Raw genomic sequence first — 15,512 nt, forward strand, 5'->3', positions numbered from 1 at the left:
CCGATATTGCTTTTGTCAGTACGGAGAACCCGATGGACAAGAGAGACCGCTTCATAGCCGAGCTAAGGGATGAAGCAAAAGCGCAAGGGCTGGCCTTCCGGGTTAGCAAGAGCAAAGGAAAAGGCGGGCACGCAACAGTATGGGTAGGAGATCGCTTCACCACACTGCCGAGCCGGGAAATCGATCCCAAGACCGCCGCAAAGATCAAGAAAGGGCTGGGGCTCATTTGAGCCCCTCCCGCCACACAAAGGAGCAAAGGACTGGACGAATGAGAACATACGCTTACGCAGCCGTGTTCGAGCCTACCGAGCGGGAAGGCGGCTTCGTTGTTACATTTCCGGACGTGCCGGAAGCCATCACCGAGGGTGATGATATGGCGGATGCCCGCGAACAGGCTGCTGACGCGCTTGGTGTGGCGCTGCTCACCTATCTGGAGATGGGACGAAGCCTGCCCGAAGCGAAGGCAAAGGGAGAATTGGTCTGGCCGGATGCGGAAGTCGCAACCAAGATTGCAGTGATCGAGACTTTCCGCGCTTCGGGCCTTTCCAGAACCGAACTCGCCCGCAGGCTTGGCAAGGACGAGAAGGAGGCGCGCCGCCTGCTTGATCCGGATACAGCGACCAAGCTTCCACTCATGACGGCAGCACTCGCGGCCATGGGGCAGAAGCTGGTTATCGGATTGGAGGCGGCTGAATAGACCAATCGTCATCATAACACCTCTGTACTGAACAAAGGGCCGTGATCGGTCGTTGTGGATGGCGCGTCATTGACGCGCCATTCTTTTTCTATGCGGCGCCTGGCAATCTCCGCATATTCGGGATTGAGTTCGATCAGGAGTGCGCGGCGGTTATGGCGCGCAGCCACAAGCCCCGTGGTTCCGGCCCCGCCGAATGGATCGAGGACAACGCCATCTTTCGGGCATCCGGCAAGAATGCAGCGTTCCGCCAATTCCGGCGGGAATGTCGCAAAATGCGCTTCGGAAAACGGCTTGGTGGCAATCGGCCAGACGGAAAGCGGCGCAGGCTCAAAATTGCGCAAATATCGCCGTGTCGGCGGAATAATCATGGCGTCGTTGAAACTAGTATTGTTTCGCGTTCCCGATCCTGCGGCTGCTTCCTTTTTTCCACCTCGGACAACGGCCTTCATCGGCCCGTTGGTTTTCGTGCCGCCGTTCGCACGATAACTTCCCACTTGATTGATAATGTCCTGCGATACCCGCGCGTTGGTGCTGGGGCTTGCCACGATGTTGACCGCTTCGGCGTCATAATAAGCGCCGATGCGTATCCAACGCGCACCTTCGCGTGACGGGTCAGTGATGAATGGGCAGCGTTGCGTCAGATCGGGAGCGAACGAAATTTCGCCCGTATCGCGCGCACGCCATACGTCGCCGTCGTCAGACTTGGTCAGCATGAAGATTTTTTCATGTGCTGCGGAAGGGCGATAGGCACCGGAGGAGTCCGGCATGGGATTGGATTTGCCCCAGATGATTTCCGAGCGCACCCACCAGCCTGCATCCTGCAGGGCGATGGCAAGCCGGTTTGGAATCATCAGCAAGTCTTTGGGTTTAATGCCGCCGCCGATGGTCGAGAAAGGCTTGTCGCGGAATGTCCGGTCATCTGTGCCGTCCGCCTTGTAATCGGCAGCGGACTTGCCGTTCGGCGTGGTGGCGTAACAGTCGCCGTAATTGATCCAGCACGTGCCGGTCGGCTTCAGCACACGGCGCACCTGCTCGAACACGGCTACCATCGTTTCCAGATGCGAAGCGAGCGTCGGTTCAAGGCCGATTTCCAGCGGCTTCAACGGGTCACCGTCAGCGATATAAGACCTCAAGCCCCAATATGGGGGCGAGGTCACAACGCAATCCACGCTGTCGGATGGCATTTGCGCGAGTGCGGCCATCACGTCGTCGACGATGATTTCCACGCGTCCGTCGAGCAGGCTGATAGTCATCGCGTCACCGCCCAATAGAGAAACGCAGCATAAGCGCCGCCGATGGTCACCCCGACGCAAAGTGAGGCGAGAAGAAGAACGATGTGACGAGGACGCTGTGCGGGAGAGGATCGGCGCACCATGATCAGTCATCCCCGATGACGCGCAAGGCAGGATCGCCGCGACGCGCATTGGCAATGTGGCCGGAAAGCTCGCGACGCAGGCCGGAAATATTGCGTTCGGCCTCGCTCGCCACCTTGTCGAGCTGCATGGCTTCGGTGCCGGTAACCTTGCCGTCTGCGAAAACACGGGCGCCGATGCTCATCACCTCGCCAACGCTGGCCACGACTTCGGAGTGGGCGGCGAGCAGGTTGCCCGCTGCGCGCACATCCTCATCCGGCTCGGCCAGTCTGCGGTTGTTGAGCGATGCCATCACCGACGTGACGCAAAGCACGCCGCATTCGTTTTCAAGCTTGTAGACCACATTGAGCGGCATCAGGTCGGTTTCGGTCGACAGGTTCCACCGTCCGACATGACTTTTGGAGAAGCCGGATAGCTCGACCACGCGCTCGATACCGCCGCAATATTTGATGAGGTCGCGCTGTGCCGACTTGATCCTTTGGAACCATGCGTCTGTCAGTTGCGTCATGGGGAAATCCTCAAAAGGCAAAGTTTTCCCGTGGCGGGAAAAGCCGCTGTTTTTTCCCGTTAAGGGAAAGGGTTTTTGGTGTCAGTTTGCCGGGGTCAGATCACTACGGCGGGCCGCTAACCTTCACACGCTGTAGGGGACGCACCAGCCACCGGAAAAACGGAGTAACAGCGCGATGCCAATGCCGAATGCGGAAACCGCCCTTGTCATGGAACGGATCAAAAATGCGGCGGTCACCAAGGCCCTCGAAGAGCTTGCCGTATTGTTGGCTGGCAGGATCGATTATCGGCATTACCGGGCAGTGAATGCGCGCCTTGTTGAAGTCGTCGAGCGAATGCCAGTAATCCCACTGAAATTTGCGGCGGGCGTGCAGGTTGACGCGCTCGATATGGAGATGATCCAGCAGAACTCGATAGGCATCACCATCAACGCGATTGACGACGCCTTCAAGGCGGCTCGCAAGCGACTGCGCTAGAGACCGGCAGAAGGTGGCACGAAATGAGAAATATTCATGTTCTCGCGCTTCACGCTCAAGCCGGACAATTTCCCGGCGGACAAGGATTTTCAGGCGGCGCAGGCGCACCCGGTCCAGATCGCGGCGCGAATGGCCGGTCAGCAGTGCACAGGCAGCATCATCGAGGCGGCGGAAGAAGTTCTGCATCATGCGGCCTCATCGCTCCTGTTTTGGCGGAGCCAGTCGAGGCGGGTGCGATGCATATCGAGAGGCGAAACTTCACCGTTTGTCAGAATCTCGATCCTGTCGATGATATCGGCGTCAGCGCGTGCTCGTCCGGTTTCCCAATTCCACACGCTGGAACCGCCGCGCGCTGCGGCGATTTCAAGTCTGCGCGCGACCTCGTCGCAGGAAAGCCCCTCTCGTTTACGCCAATCTGCAAGTTTCATAGCGTGCTCCTTTTTGTCTTTATATCGCACAAAATGCGATATGAATGTCAAGGGCTTTATCGCATATTTTTCGATAACGCAGATTTAGCGATACTGATAAGATGTGCGCCATGAAGAACAGGATCAGGGAAATTAGGGAAGCTAAGGGACTTTCGCAGGGAGCACTCGGCGAAAAGTTGGGCGTGCATTGGCAAACGGTTCATCGCGCGGAAAGCTCCAAAAGTGCGTTGTCCGAGCAGAAGCTGCAAGCCTATGCAAAGGCGTTGGGTGTATCGACAGCCGAACTCGTTGGCAGCGAGGGCGGTCGAACCGTAACCGTTAAAGGACAGATACAAGCTGGGGCTTGGGCGGAAACTTGGGAATGGCCGATCGAAGATCAGTACGAAGTTCCTGTGCCGGATGACCCGGCGCTGTCGAATTTCTCGCTGCATGCGGCCGAAACCAGGGGGCCATCAATGAATAAACGCTATCCGGATGGCACGGTTCTTGTGTTTACCGACGCACTGGAACGCCCGGAAGACCTGATTGCGGGCAAGCGTTATATCGTTGAACGTGAAAGAGCCGACGGGCTGCGCGAGGCAACTGTCAAAAAGCTTTGGCAAGACGAATACGGGGCAATGTGGCTTTTGCCTGAGTCTGACGATCCAAGATTTCAGGAAGCAATCCCGATTAGCGGCGAGGACGGCGACATAATCCGCATCCTTGGACGCGTGAGATTCTCGGTGACACGCGAATAGCCTTTTGGGATCAATAGTGAAATCAGCCCGGCCTTGTGCCGGGCTATTTGTTTGGTGATTCGCATATTTTGCGATGTTAAGTGTTTCATATTATTGCATATCGCAAAAAATGCGATAATCCCGATTGACAGAGTATCGCAAATTATTCGATATTAGCTCCATCCTAACCGATGGAGGCATCCATGAATTTCCCGAATGCACAATGCGCTCGGCCTATTTCCCGCCCGACTACGCCGATCCGCAACACCGACTCACGCGCACTGGAACGCACTCCGCATCTTCGCGCCATCGAAATGGCGAAGACGATGCAGGACATTGCAGCGTCATCAGGTGCGGCGACCTTCAAAGACCTGGTCCGGGCCGGGTTTACCTCTGCCGAAATCATCGAGTTTGGGACACAGGCCCAGCAGATGGCTGCGGAATGGAAATCGGAAAGCCGGAAAGCGGGTCACGATAACCTTGCTGACATGGTCATGAAGGTGAAACAGCCGGTTCCCAACCGTCCGCCCATGACTGTCGATCTGATCGCCTCAACGCCGTTTTTTGAGGCTTGGGGTCGGTATTGCGCCAGCCGCGCAGCCTTGATGTTGGACCCGTGGACACCGCAGCGCGAGCGCTGCATCTGTGTGCTGCAGGAGTTCTTGAACCTGCTACCCTTGCTGCCAGTCGAGCGCGCGAAGCTCACCATAGCAGCCGAGCAGACTTTGCCGAAAATCCCGGTGCGTAACGGGCGGACGCTGTCATGACCGCGACAGAGGCCATCGCCGCAAGCATCATCGCTTTTGCGCTCCCGTTTTTCTCGCTCGTAATCGGTATTCCGCTATGACATCCGTGATCCCATCTTTTCGCCCGGACGGTTCGGTCATGAACCTTGCTCAGCCACTGGATAGCGATATCCACTGGCCAACCATCGCCGGCGCCCTTTCGAAGCTTGCCCGCTTCAACGGCATCAATCGAGGTCCGATGCTTTCGGTTGCGCAGCATAGCGTCATGGGTGCCGACGCGCTGGCGAACGAAACAGGCAATATGACCTTTTCAGCCTTTTTCCTTCTGCACGACGCACATGAAGCCCTGATTGGTGAATGGCCGCGTCCGGCAGTTCTGTTTCTCGCCAATACGCTCCATAGCACGCACAATATTCCCATGCAGTGCGTCCGCGACGGAGTCAAAGAGGTCAAGGCGCGGCTTGACGAGGTGATATTTCGAAAGGCTGGCCTGCCACAAACTTTGCCGTTTGCGGTGAAGCAGATGGATGAACGCATGCTGCGCGCCGAGACGCTGGCACTGTTTGGCAAGAAAGCCCTCAAGAATCTGGCAGTTCCAGAATTACCGATGCCTAAGCTGACCGGTGCAATCAAGCCTTGGGCGCCGATGAAGGCCGAAGAAGCATGGCTTGACCGGCTGTCCCGCTATCTAGGCATCGACTGGAGGGCGGCGGCATGACGTATAATCGTCATGAAATTATCGGCCGTCTTGGTGCCGACCCGGAGGTTCGCCGTTCCAGCAGCGATGACCTCATTGTCACAATGCGCGTGGCCACATCAGACTTCTGGCGTGACAAGCAGACCGGCGAGCGGAAAGAAAAGACTGAGTGGCATACAGTTGTCATCTTCAATCAGGCGCTTGCCAAAACCGCGGAACAATATCTGTCCAAGGGAAACATCGTTTTCATCGCAGGTAAAAGTCGCACGCGAAAGTGGGAAGATCAGCAGGGTATCACTCGCTATTCCACGGAACTCGTGCTCGAAAGCTTTGGCGGCGAGTTGAAGCTCATGCCGCAGGGCAATGGCGGTGGGCGCGGCCCTTCCAGCCCGGACGATTACGGCGAGCAACGCTCCCGCGACCAGTCGAGCCAGACCGCGAACCAACAGGGCGGTGGCTACAACCCAGCTTTGGATGACGAAATCCCCTTCGCGCCCGAATGGCGCGGATAACGGGCGAATTGCGCCCATCAACCAGCAGAGGAAACCATGCAACGCATCCGCGATTCCAACACCATCATTGGCCTTCTGGAAAACGGCGAACTGGCGCAGCGCCTGACCAACGAAATGATGGACACACTTGCCGCCTTGCAGGAACACACCGGCGGACGCCCAAAGGTCAAGGCCAAAGGTTCCGTTACGCTGAAGCTCAATATCGAAGTGGTTGACGGCACCGTCACCATTGAAGCGGAAACCAGTTCCAAGCGTCCGAAACCGGTTCACGGTTCATCGTTCTACTGGCTTCTGGATGACGGCTCTCTTTCCACCCAGCACCCCAAGCAAATCGACATGTTCGGCGGTCCTCGCGATGCATCGCGCGGATTCACCGACGTGATCCACGGCTAAATCACTCCAACCAACAGGATCTATTATGTCCGAGAATACCGCAACTTCCGAACTTCTGCCGATTACTCCCAAGGGCTTCGATATTCGAGCCGCAGCCGAACTTGGCGCGCGCGCAGAAGGTGCCGAACTGGTCACTATCCAGACCAACGAGCAGATGGTCGGCCTGCCGAAATCAGTCCCGGCTTTATTGACGCGGGGTGAAGAGCCCGGCATCGAAAGCGTTTCCAAGCTGCTCGAAGAGCACCGTTTGCACCCGGTGCGCAAAAAGGGCACGGCCCACGCGCAGACGCTGGAATCGCTGATTGGTCTCTCCAATCGCCATAAGACCGAAAATTCCGTCGTGTTTGTCGATCTCAATTGGAAGAAGCCATCCATGACGACTGTCATCGACTATCACGAAGCCAAAAACGGCGGCATTGCTGACTTTCTATCCCATCGCATCCATTACGAGTTCCCGCTGTCCGAAGAGTGGAAAATCTGGCTCAGCAAGGATGGCGAGTTCATGGAGCAGGAGAAATTCGCCTACTTCCTTGAAGATCGTATTCCCGATCTGGCATCACCGTCCGACGCTGACGTTGCCAGTATCCAACGTGATTTCTCCTGCACCGTCGCCAACCCCAACCAGTTGGTCGAACTCTCGCGCAAGATGCAGATCAATGTGGAGTCCAAGGTCAAGGTCAACCACACCTTGCAATCTGGTGAGCGCCAGCTGCAATGGGAAGAAAACCACGTCGGTTCGGACGGTAAGGCCGTCACCGTGCCGGGCATGTTTATCCTGTCGATCCCCGTGTTCTTCATGGGCGATAAGGTGCGCATCCCGGTGCGCCTGCGTTATCGAGTCAGCGGCGGTAGCGTCTATTGGTGTTACCAGATTTACCGCCCAGACCAGATCATCACCGAGCACCTGGAGCAGTCGGTCACCGACATTAAAAAGGCAACCGAACTGCCGTGCTTTGCGGGCAAGCCGGAGGGTTCGGCGTGACGGCAGTTTCGTTCACCATAGAAAGGGGAGCTTTGCTCCCCGCACTGGCGGCGGTGAACCGCGCCGTCGAAAAGCGCAACACGATCCCGATTCTCGGCAACGTGTTGCTGAAGGTCGAGGACGGCCACCTGTGCGTCACCGGCACGAACCTTGATATCGAGGTCCAGGCGGTCGCAAAGCAGGAAGGCTTGCCCAACATCGCGCCATTCACCGTACAATCGGGCTTACTGCACGATGCGGTCAAGAAATTCCCTGATGGCAGCAAGGTCGAATTTGAAGGCGACCAGACCCATGTAAATATCAAGTCCGGACGCTCGCGCTTTCGTTTGCAGGTGCTGCCGGCTTCGGACTTCCCAGAAATGGCAGTGGACGATTTCACCCACGAGTTTTCCATCGCAGGCAGCACGCTCGCACGTGTCCTTGCCACGGTCGGCTTCGCAATCTCGACCGAGGAAACACGCTATTATCTCAACGGCGTGTTCATGCACCGCGACGGGCAACATCTGGCGTTCGTTGCGACGGATGGCCACCGGCTCGCGCTCATGAAACTGGAGGCCCCGGCGGGCAGCGATGGCATTCCCGGCATCATCATCCCGCGCCGCACCGTTGCCTTGCTTCAGCACTTCGCGGAAGGCGACGAGGAAATTGTCCTTAAACTATCCGATCGCAAGATGCGCCTCGTCCTGCCGGACGGCACCGCCATCACATCAAAGCTGATTGACGGCACCTATCCGGATTATCAGCGCGTGATTCCGGTCGACAATGACAAATCCTATACCGTCGATCGCGCTGGGCTTGCGGACGCAATCAATCGCGTCAGCACGGTTTCGAGCGAGCGCGGACGCGCCGTGAAATGCAGTTTCGGTCAGTCCGAGTTAAAGATGGAAGTCAACAATCCCGACAGCGGGCAGGCCGAAGACAGCGTCGTCGTGAACGACGGTCACGAGGATGAAGTGACCATCGGCTTCAATCACAAATACTGCCTCGACGTATTGGGCGCGGTTTCTGCCAAGGAAATGCGATTTGAACTTAGCGACCCCGGCGCACCCTGCAAGGTTTCGCCTGTTGGGTCCGAGGATGGCACAGCGCCACCGCTCTTCGTCATCATGCCGATGCGGGTTTAGGAGTGTTAGCCATGCAGGATGGTCGTTCCGTAACCACACGCGTCAACGAAATAGAAGATGCGCTCGCTAATGCACTCAGACGGGGAGACTTCGAAGTCATCGCAATCGACGGTGAGCGGTTCCTGCAACCGGTTATGCAGGAAAACGGAATCTACATCGGAGGGCGGAGTTACCCAATTTTGTCGCTGTACGATGTCGCTCGCGAAATGGAAAGGCTGCTTCATGGCTGATAAAACCCATATCGAATGGACCGATGCGACCTGGAATCCGATTACAGGCTGCAGCGTCGTCTCGCCGGGCTGCACGAATTGCTATGCGATGAAACTCGCCGGCACGCGCCTACAGCATCATCCTTCCCGTGCGGGGCTTACGGTTGCCTCGAAGGCGGGGCCGGTCTGGAATGGCAAGGTTCGGCTCAATCGCGAGTGGCTCACCCAGCCGCTTGAATGGAAAAAACCGCGCATGGTGTTCGTCTGCGCGCATGGCGACCTTTTCCACGAGGACGTGCCGGACGAATGGATTCTTGATGTTTTCACCATCATGGCGATCGCCAAACAGCACACATTCCAGGTGCTGACCAAGCGCGCCGACAGGATGCGCGAATTTCTATCGCGCCCCGATGAGGGCCTCCTTGAGGCAATTTATGCTAATTGGTACAGCTTCGATGGCGGCGCACGCGAGGTCTGGTCGTGGCCGTTGCCGAATGTATGGCTTGGCGTGTCGGTTGAGGATCAGAAGCGGGCCGACGAGCGAATTCCAGTACTGCTCGAAACGCCGGCAGCAATTCGCTGGGTTAGTGCTGAGCCATTACTCGGGCCACTCAACTTGAATTCAATGCGGGGTGGAACCCAATGGATCGGTGGTCAGCGTGGTTGCGGCGGCACGCATAAACATGGCGGTCGCGCGGGGGAAATCATTCACGGTGTGGTGCACAGGTTTGACCCGTCAGTCGCTCACCATCACCACGACGAACGTTGTGCGCCTGGACTGGATTGGGTTGTGGTTGGTGGAGAGAGTGGCAAGGACGCGCGTCCTATACATCCAGATTGGGCTCGCTCGTTGCGCGATCAATGCGCTGCGGCCGGCATTCCGTTTTTCTTTAAACAATGGGGCAACTGGAATCAGGTCTACGACCGCGATGCTGATGATCCGGACTGGCGCCGCTGTGGCAGTGTTGAGCAGAAGCATCCCAAAGGGCGCTGGCTAAACCTTGAAGGGGGCACGGGCTTTCACGGTGAGCGCGTGATCTATGTCAATAGTACGACAAAGGGCGCGTCAGGCCGAAGGCTGGATGATGTTGAGCACAACGCTATGCCTGGAGGGCCGGGGCATGGCTGATCGATCCCGTAAAATCAGACCCGGCAGTCGGCTGCAAAACCGTGAAACGAAACACCCTGCACGTGTGATGACGATAGCCGAGGGCTGGGCAATGGTGCGCCCAACGAGCGCACAGCCCATCCTTGTCAACATGCGTGAGATACTTCTGAAATATGAGGTGACGAAATGGTAGCGAACAACGCTCTCACCCGCTTTGAGGAACTGCTAACTGAAGGTGAAATTTGCAAACGGTTTTCTGCGCTGCTCGGTCTGCGAGAACTTCGTCGAGCCCGCCAGAACGGCGAAATCGCCTACGTTTCCGGCAAGAAGGGGGCCGTGCTTTATCATCCGTCCGCCGTTGCCGCCTATTTATCTCGTAAGGAAAAAGTATGTCAGAACGTCTCTGGGAGTATGGAGATTATTGGATCGGCACCGAGGGCAATTCCGACAACCTCTATGCCTACTGGTACAACAAGCGAAAGCGAAAAGTTGCTCGCCGATCACTTGGCACGAAAGTTCTCAGCGAAGCCCAAGACAAGCTCATCGAACTCGTCGGAACGCTCCAGGCAGATTCGGGACGCGCGCCCGAGCGCGTGATGATGCTGGCTGCGCTTGACCACTATTACGAAAATGACGTTAAGGCCAAGCCGTCCGGGGAACAAGCGTTTCGCGCTATTTCAATTATTCGGGAGTTCCTGTCAGAGAAAATGCTTCCGACCGCCAATGTCGCTTCTTTCGGGCCAATTCGTCAGCGAGAGTTCATGCAATGGAGTCAGGAGAAATTCGGCCACAGCCCTGCCTACATCGCTCGAAATCTGTCCGTGGTTTCCGCTGCATTTCAGATTGGGAAAAAGTTGCTCGTTGTCCGTGATGGCCTCGGCAACGAACACGAGGTTCAATTGCTCGACAGCGCGCCGGAGGTGATCACCCAGGCAAAACAGGTTGCCGAGCTTCTTAACGTGCCGGAACCGAAGCCGCGAGACTGGCTGCCTACCTTTGATGAGTTCGGCCACTTTATCGATATGATCGGCAAACGGCAGGAGAACCTCTTCCGGTTTGTCATCCTCTCGCTTAATACGTGGGCCCGTCCTGATACCATCATCGACTTTCGAGACACCAAAGATCAGGTTAATCGGAGATTTGGCGTCCTCGATCTAAATCCGACAGGTCGTCGACAGACGAATAAGTATAGGCCGAAAATCCGGCTGACCGAGAACCTGCTCGGGTGGTTGGATAGATGGAAAGCAGAGGAAGAGGCGGAAGAAGCCAAGAGAGCGGTCGATGCAATCGGCGCGCCGATGCTTTGGAATGGTCAGCCGGTCACCACTATGAAACGGACATTCAAACGCCATGCCGAGGAATGCGGGCTTCCGCAATTCACCCAAGGCACGATACGGCATTTCATGGCCACGATGGTCCGACGTGAAAAGCCTCGCGTCGATAAAGAGCAGCGCGACGTTTGGCTGGGGCACGATGAAGCCCGAACCGCAGACGCTTATGAAGCGTTTGATCCTGAGTATCTCTCTGACGCGATGCACGCCACCGATTCAGTTATCGAGAAACTGCAAAAATGCACCCGCAGACCACTTTTTGCACCCAAAGTGCACCCAAGCGAACAAACAGAAAAGGAAGCGGATCGGGGAGGATTTGCTGAAAGCCCTTGATGCTCAAGGGTTCGAATGGTGGGCGTGACAGGGATTGAACCTGTGACCCCTACGATGTCAACGTAGTGCTCTCCCGCTGAGCTACACGCCCATTCGATGTGGCGCATACACCATATCGCGTTGCGCCCGTCAATGCCCTTTTATGAAGTTTTTTCGTCTTTTTGTTGATGACAAAACAAAGGGCCGCAAATCCGCCGGATCGCCTCAGGCGGCGATCAGCATTTTTTCGATTTCATTCACCAGATCGCGCAGGTGGAACGGCTTGGAGAGCACCTTTGCGTCACGCGGTGCGTCCGAATCGGGATTGAGCGCGACAGCGGCAAAGCCTGTAATGAACATGATCTTCAGGTCAGGATCGATTTCTGTCGCGCGACGCGCCAGTTCGATACCATCCATTTCCGGCATGACGATGTCGGTCAGCAGAAGCGAGAAGGGCTCTTCCTGCAATCTTTCATAGGCGCTCGCACCATTGTCGAAGTGCGTCACGTGATAACCGGCTTTTTCCAGCGCCTTGACGAGGAAGCGGCGCATATCATTGTCATCTTCAGCTAGAAGGATTCTCTTCATTGTTCCGTCCGAATTCTGTGTCGTGTTCATCGCTCAAAAGCTGACCCTTAACGACTCAATATCCACCGTAGAAAACGCTTCTTTGGTAAATATGGAATGAATGCTCGCACGAATGTTAATTGTTATGGCGCGTATTTGGCAACAAGCTGTTCAGTGTGACAGGATTGTCGCATATGGACACCGGGAAGGGTTCGAAAGATTCGTCTTCCGGCCATTTGCGCGCATGGGCTGTCTGACGTAATTTGTTACGTTATTAACGTGGATCGTTGGCGAATGGCCTGACTATTGCGGTCGAGAACGGGTGAAGAATGAGTTTGGAGCGCGATTTTAGTCTGATACCGCCCTTCGAGATATGCGCTCCGGCGGAACAGCGCATTCCGTTCGTCTTTAATTCCCCGCATAGCGGACGCTATTACCCGCATTCCTTCATCGAAGCGTCGCGTCTGGATGCCTTGAGCATTCGCCATTCGGAAGACTGTTACGTCGATGACTTGTTTGCTTCGGCGGTGCGGCTCGGGGCGCCCCTGCTCAAGGCGCATTTCCCGCGGGCTTTTCTGGATGTGAATCGTGAAGCCTACGAGCTCGATCCGCGCATGTTCGCCGAGCCGCTGCCGCCTTTCGTGAACAGCCAGTCGGCGCGCGTCGCTGGTGGGCTTGGCACGGTGCCCCGTCTGGTCGGCGAGGGCCAGTTGATTTATCCGGGCCGAATTTCCCTCGCGGAAGCATTTTACCGCATTGAAGATCTCTACAAGCCTTATCATCAGACGCTTGATGCTTTGCTTCAATCCACGCGCCAGCGTTTTGGCTATGCGGTGCTGATAGACTGCCACTCCATGCCGGGCGGCACACGTCCCGGTGAAGTCGGGTCACGGCCGGATTTTATCGTCGGCGACCGTTTCGGCCGTTCTTGCAGCGAAAGGCTGACGCAGGCTGCCATCGATCTCCTCCAGGACCTGGGTTACACGGTTGCGCACAACAAGCCCTATGCAGGTGGCTTTATCACCGAGCATTATGGACGACCAGCTACCGCTTGCCATGCTCTCCAGATCGAGATCAACAGAAGCCTCTATGTGAATGAACAGAGCCTGCATAAGCTTGCCGGTTTTGAAACGCTCTGCGCCGATCTCTATGGATTTCTGAGCGACCTGACATCCCTGCCGGATGATCTCTTTGTCGCGCCTCCTCTGGCGGCGGAATAAGCCGTTCCTTTAAGCTCCTCTCGCAGATAAAAAGAACCGCGCCCGAACGATACGAGCGCGGCCAAAGACTAGGGAGGAAATGCCCCGAAAGGCATAGACAGGAAAACCTGTCAGGAATTTAAGTTACGTCTGAATGGCGCTAACGTCAAGAAAACAAGCATATTTTTTGAGCTGATTTTGTCATGCTCATTATATAGGCAAAATTAGCAAGGTTTGCACAAGCGCGCGCCATGCATTGGAAACAGGAGTTCGAGGTTGCTGATCGACAAGGCATTTTTTTCCGAAGTGGCTGCTGCTGCGGCTGCTGAAACGCTTCCGCGTTTTCGTCAGCTGACGGAAATAGACAACAAATATAGCGTTGGTTTCGATCCGGTGACCGAAGCAGACCGCGCGGCGGAGCGTGCGATTCGGGCGGTGATTGGCGAGGCTTTTCCCGACCATGGCATTCTGGGTGAGGAATACGGACCAGAGAATATCGACCGCAGCCATGTCTGGGTTATCGATCCCATCGATGGAACCCGCGCCTTCATTTCCGGCCTGCCGGTGTGGGGCACGCTTCTGGGCCTCACCGTCGACGGCGATGCCAGGGCGGGAATGATGTCGCAGCCGTTTACCGGCGAACTTTTCTACAGCGACGGCAATGGGGCCTATCTCGCCCGCCACAGCGGTGAAGATGTGCCGCGCCGTTTGTCGGTGCGCAAGAACGCCGCCCTGGCCGATGCGACGATGTTCACGACGACGCCTGCTCTCTTCAAGGGAGACAACCGCAGAGGTTTCGACCGGCTGGAAAATGCTGTCCGTCTGTCGCGTTACGGGGTCGATTGTTATGCCTTCGCCATGCTGGCAAGCGGCTTTGCCGATATTGTGGTCGAGGCCGGTTTGCAGCCCTATGACATCGTTGCCCTCATCCCGCTGATTGAACAGGCGGGCGGTGTGGTGACGCAACGCGATGGTGGCCCGGCGGAAAAGGGCGGTGACATTGTCGCCGCCGCTTCTCCCGAACTGCACAGGGCAGCGCTCGATCTGCTCAACAGCTAGCTAAATACCGGAGGCTACGGATTCAATGGTCTCCGGCATGGTCTCGACTTCCGACGATCCGGGAATGAAGGCATCGAAGGCAGCCCAGAGCTGCTCCCGATAAAAATCGGCTTCCTGCAGCATTTCATGACGTGCGCCGGCAATCGTCGTCAGTGAGACATTGCGCGTTCGCGCCACAAAACGTTCGATCACCGGCGTGGAAACCACACGATCCGCGCCGGCGGCGACGATAAGAACCGGCACCGTTGGTCCTTCGTAGAAATCCGGCTGGTTGATCCGCCGCGATGTTTCGAGCGCGCTCCAGAGCCAGCGGGCTGTGGGACCGCCAAGCGCAAGGTCGGGGTGAAGACGTGGAATTTCCATATTCCGCATGAAGCGCTCCGGGTCGCTGGTCAGCGGATTGCCTGCAAAGGGGCGGGAAGCAAGCCTGCGTCCGCCGGAGGCATAAACCCGCCCGAGGCCGAGCCATCGAAAGGCGGAGGCGATGCGGCGTACGTTGTCGTCGCTGAGTTTTTGACCATCGAGCCCCATGAAGGGCGCACAGAGCACCATGCGGCTGACACGGGATGTCAGCCTGCCCATTGAAGCGAGCGCCACGAGCGCGCCTGCGGAGTGACCGAGGACGTAGAAGGGCGGCGGACAGTCAGGCAAAGCGATCTGGCTCAAGATTAGATCGAGATCGTCGGAATAGTCATCGAAACTGCGGACATAGCCACGCTGGCGATCCTTCAGCAGTCGGGTCGAGCCGCCTTGTCCGCGCCAGTCGAAAGTCAGGACCGTGAAACCGCGAGCACTCAGGTCGGCCATGGTTTCAAAGTATTTTTCAATGAACTCGTTGCGCCCCTGCAGCAGGACCACCGTTCCCCGCATCGGCCTTGTCTCGGCTTTCAGGATGGCATAGCGCAACGTCCTGCCCCCATGTGCTTCAAGCAGTCCGGCTCTTATCCCATGCGGGACGGGGTTCGCATCGGTTTCGAAAAGCAGTTCCGACATCCGATTGCGAGCCTTTCTGTTCGGTTGGGATATGCGCTGCCAGCATAATGGAGCAATTGATGACAAAAAGTAACCGGAAGTTC

22 protein-coding genes and 1 tRNA gene are annotated in these 15,512 nt (G+C 56.7%); 15 read left to right on the top strand and 8 right to left on the bottom strand.

Features of this window, described 5'->3' with window-relative positions:
- Positions 1-32: 32 nt before the first annotated feature.
- Both ABWW28_RS18355 and ABWW28_RS18360 read left to right on the top strand, forming a co-directional pair.
- On the top strand, positions 33-230 hold the full coding sequence (locus ABWW28_RS18355) for a hypothetical protein (protein ID WP_036586157.1): 198 nt from the start codon (positions 33-35) through the stop codon (positions 228-230).
- 38 nt (positions 231-268) lie between these two features.
- Positions 269-697: a type II toxin-antitoxin system HicB family antitoxin gene (locus tag ABWW28_RS18360; protein ID WP_119040699.1), complete on the top strand. Its 429-nt coding sequence runs from the start codon at positions 269-271 to the stop codon at positions 695-697.
- A gap of 11 nt (positions 698-708) precedes the next feature.
- Here ABWW28_RS18360 and ABWW28_RS18365 read toward each other — a convergent pair whose 3' ends face one another.
- The 5 genes from ABWW28_RS18365 to ABWW28_RS18385 all read right to left on the bottom strand — a co-directional run bounded on the left by ABWW28_RS18365 (position 709) and on the right by ABWW28_RS18385 (position 3,481).
- The gene (locus ABWW28_RS18365; RefSeq protein ID WP_119040697.1) at positions 709-1,950 is read right to left on the bottom strand and encodes a DNA-methyltransferase; all 1,242 of its coding nucleotides are present in this window, start codon (positions 1,948-1,950) and stop codon (positions 709-711) included.
- Positions 1,947-2,072, bottom strand: a complete 126-nt coding sequence (locus ABWW28_RS18370) for a hypothetical protein (RefSeq protein WP_290446130.1) — start codon at positions 2,070-2,072, stop codon at positions 1,947-1,949. The genes ABWW28_RS18365 and ABWW28_RS18370 overlap by 4 nt, the downstream gene beginning before the upstream one ends.
- A gap of 2 nt (positions 2,073-2,074) precedes the next feature.
- On the bottom strand, positions 2,075-2,578 hold the full coding sequence (locus ABWW28_RS18375) for a phage regulatory CII family protein (protein WP_006470839.1): 504 nt from the start codon (positions 2,576-2,578) through the stop codon (positions 2,075-2,077).
- Between the two features lie 103 nt (positions 2,579-2,681).
- On the bottom strand, positions 2,682-3,242 hold the full coding sequence (locus ABWW28_RS18380; RefSeq protein WP_119040695.1) for a hypothetical protein: 561 nt from the start codon (positions 3,240-3,242) through the stop codon (positions 2,682-2,684).
- Complete coding sequence (locus ABWW28_RS18385) at positions 3,239-3,481, bottom strand: helix-turn-helix domain-containing protein (protein WP_119040693.1); 243 nt, start codon at positions 3,479-3,481, stop codon at positions 3,239-3,241. Before ABWW28_RS18385 ends, ABWW28_RS18380 begins: the two co-directional genes overlap by 4 nt.
- Before the next feature lie 110 nt (positions 3,482-3,591).
- On the opposite strand from ABWW28_RS18385, the gene ABWW28_RS18390 reads away from it, so the two are divergent.
- From ABWW28_RS18390 to ABWW28_RS18440, 11 genes are all read left to right on the top strand, one after another.
- Positions 3,592-4,218: a helix-turn-helix domain-containing protein gene (locus tag ABWW28_RS18390; protein WP_025089740.1), complete on the top strand. Its 627-nt coding sequence runs from the start codon at positions 3,592-3,594 to the stop codon at positions 4,216-4,218.
- 182 nt (positions 4,219-4,400) lie between these two features.
- Positions 4,401-4,964 (top strand): hypothetical protein, encoded by a 564-nt coding sequence (locus ABWW28_RS18395; protein ID WP_353391720.1) that lies wholly within the window; start codon positions 4,401-4,403, stop codon positions 4,962-4,964.
- Positions 4,965-5,208: 244 nt separating this feature from the next.
- On the top strand, positions 5,209-5,661 hold the full coding sequence (locus ABWW28_RS18400) for a hypothetical protein (RefSeq protein ID WP_353391722.1): 453 nt from the start codon (positions 5,209-5,211) through the stop codon (positions 5,659-5,661).
- The gene (gene ssb / locus ABWW28_RS18405) at positions 5,658-6,152 is read left to right on the top strand and encodes a single-stranded DNA-binding protein (protein ID WP_353391724.1); all 495 of its coding nucleotides are present in this window, start codon (positions 5,658-5,660) and stop codon (positions 6,150-6,152) included. Before ABWW28_RS18400 ends, ssb begins: the two co-directional genes overlap by 4 nt.
- Before the next feature lie 36 nt (positions 6,153-6,188).
- Positions 6,189-6,545 (top strand): YfdP family phage-associated protein, encoded by a 357-nt coding sequence (locus tag ABWW28_RS18410; protein WP_006470832.1) that lies wholly within the window; start codon positions 6,189-6,191, stop codon positions 6,543-6,545.
- A gap of 25 nt (positions 6,546-6,570) precedes the next feature.
- Entirely contained in the window at positions 6,571-7,527 is a 957-nt protein-coding gene (locus ABWW28_RS18415; protein ID WP_006470831.1) for a DUF2303 family protein, read from the top strand.
- Entirely contained in the window at positions 7,524-8,651 is a 1,128-nt protein-coding gene (gene dnaN / locus ABWW28_RS18420; RefSeq protein WP_353391726.1) for a DNA polymerase III subunit beta, read from the top strand. Before ABWW28_RS18415 ends, dnaN begins: the two co-directional genes overlap by 4 nt.
- 11 nt (positions 8,652-8,662) lie before the next feature.
- Positions 8,663-8,881: a hypothetical protein gene (locus tag ABWW28_RS18425; protein WP_353391728.1), complete on the top strand. Its 219-nt coding sequence runs from the start codon at positions 8,663-8,665 to the stop codon at positions 8,879-8,881.
- On the top strand, positions 8,874-9,989 hold the full coding sequence (locus ABWW28_RS18430; protein ID WP_353391730.1) for a DUF5131 family protein: 1,116 nt from the start codon (positions 8,874-8,876) through the stop codon (positions 9,987-9,989). The genes ABWW28_RS18425 and ABWW28_RS18430 overlap by 8 nt, the downstream gene beginning before the upstream one ends.
- Positions 9,982-10,161, top strand: a complete 180-nt coding sequence (locus ABWW28_RS18435; RefSeq protein WP_151599173.1) for a hypothetical protein — start codon at positions 9,982-9,984, stop codon at positions 10,159-10,161. Before ABWW28_RS18430 ends, ABWW28_RS18435 begins: the two co-directional genes overlap by 8 nt.
- Positions 10,162-10,357: 196 nt before the next feature.
- Positions 10,358-11,632 (top strand): site-specific integrase, encoded by a 1,275-nt coding sequence (locus tag ABWW28_RS18440; protein ID WP_353391732.1) that lies wholly within the window; start codon positions 10,358-10,360, stop codon positions 11,630-11,632.
- Between the two features lie 16 nt (positions 11,633-11,648).
- Here ABWW28_RS18440 and ABWW28_RS18445 read toward each other — a convergent pair.
- A tRNA-Val gene (locus ABWW28_RS18445) sits at positions 11,649-11,723 on the bottom strand.
- Positions 11,724-11,836: 113 nt separating this feature from the next.
- On the bottom strand, positions 11,837-12,199 hold the full coding sequence (gene cpdR / locus ABWW28_RS18450) for a cell cycle two-component system response regulator CpdR (protein WP_002966536.1): 363 nt from the start codon (positions 12,197-12,199) through the stop codon (positions 11,837-11,839).
- A 308-nt stretch (positions 12,200-12,507) separates the two neighbouring features.
- Between cpdR and ABWW28_RS18455 the strand changes: the two genes are divergently transcribed.
- Together ABWW28_RS18455 and hisN are read left to right on the top strand one after the other, a co-directional pair.
- Complete coding sequence (locus ABWW28_RS18455; protein ID WP_006469494.1) at positions 12,508-13,398, top strand: N-formylglutamate amidohydrolase; 891 nt, start codon at positions 12,508-12,510, stop codon at positions 13,396-13,398.
- Positions 13,399-13,653: 255 nt separating this feature from the next.
- Positions 13,654-14,436, top strand: a complete 783-nt coding sequence (gene hisN, locus ABWW28_RS18460) for a histidinol-phosphatase (RefSeq protein ID WP_006473195.1) — start codon at positions 13,654-13,656, stop codon at positions 14,434-14,436.
- Here hisN and ABWW28_RS18465 read toward each other — a convergent pair whose 3' ends face one another.
- Positions 14,437-15,429, bottom strand: a complete 993-nt coding sequence (locus tag ABWW28_RS18465; RefSeq protein WP_176588262.1) for an alpha/beta fold hydrolase — start codon at positions 15,427-15,429, stop codon at positions 14,437-14,439.
- Positions 15,430-15,512 lie beyond the last annotated feature (83 nt).

The sequence above is a fragment of the Brucella sp. NBRC 14130 genome (genome assembly GCF_040371715.1).
Classification (GTDB): domain Bacteria; phylum Pseudomonadota; class Alphaproteobacteria; order Rhizobiales; family Rhizobiaceae; genus Brucella; species Brucella intermedia.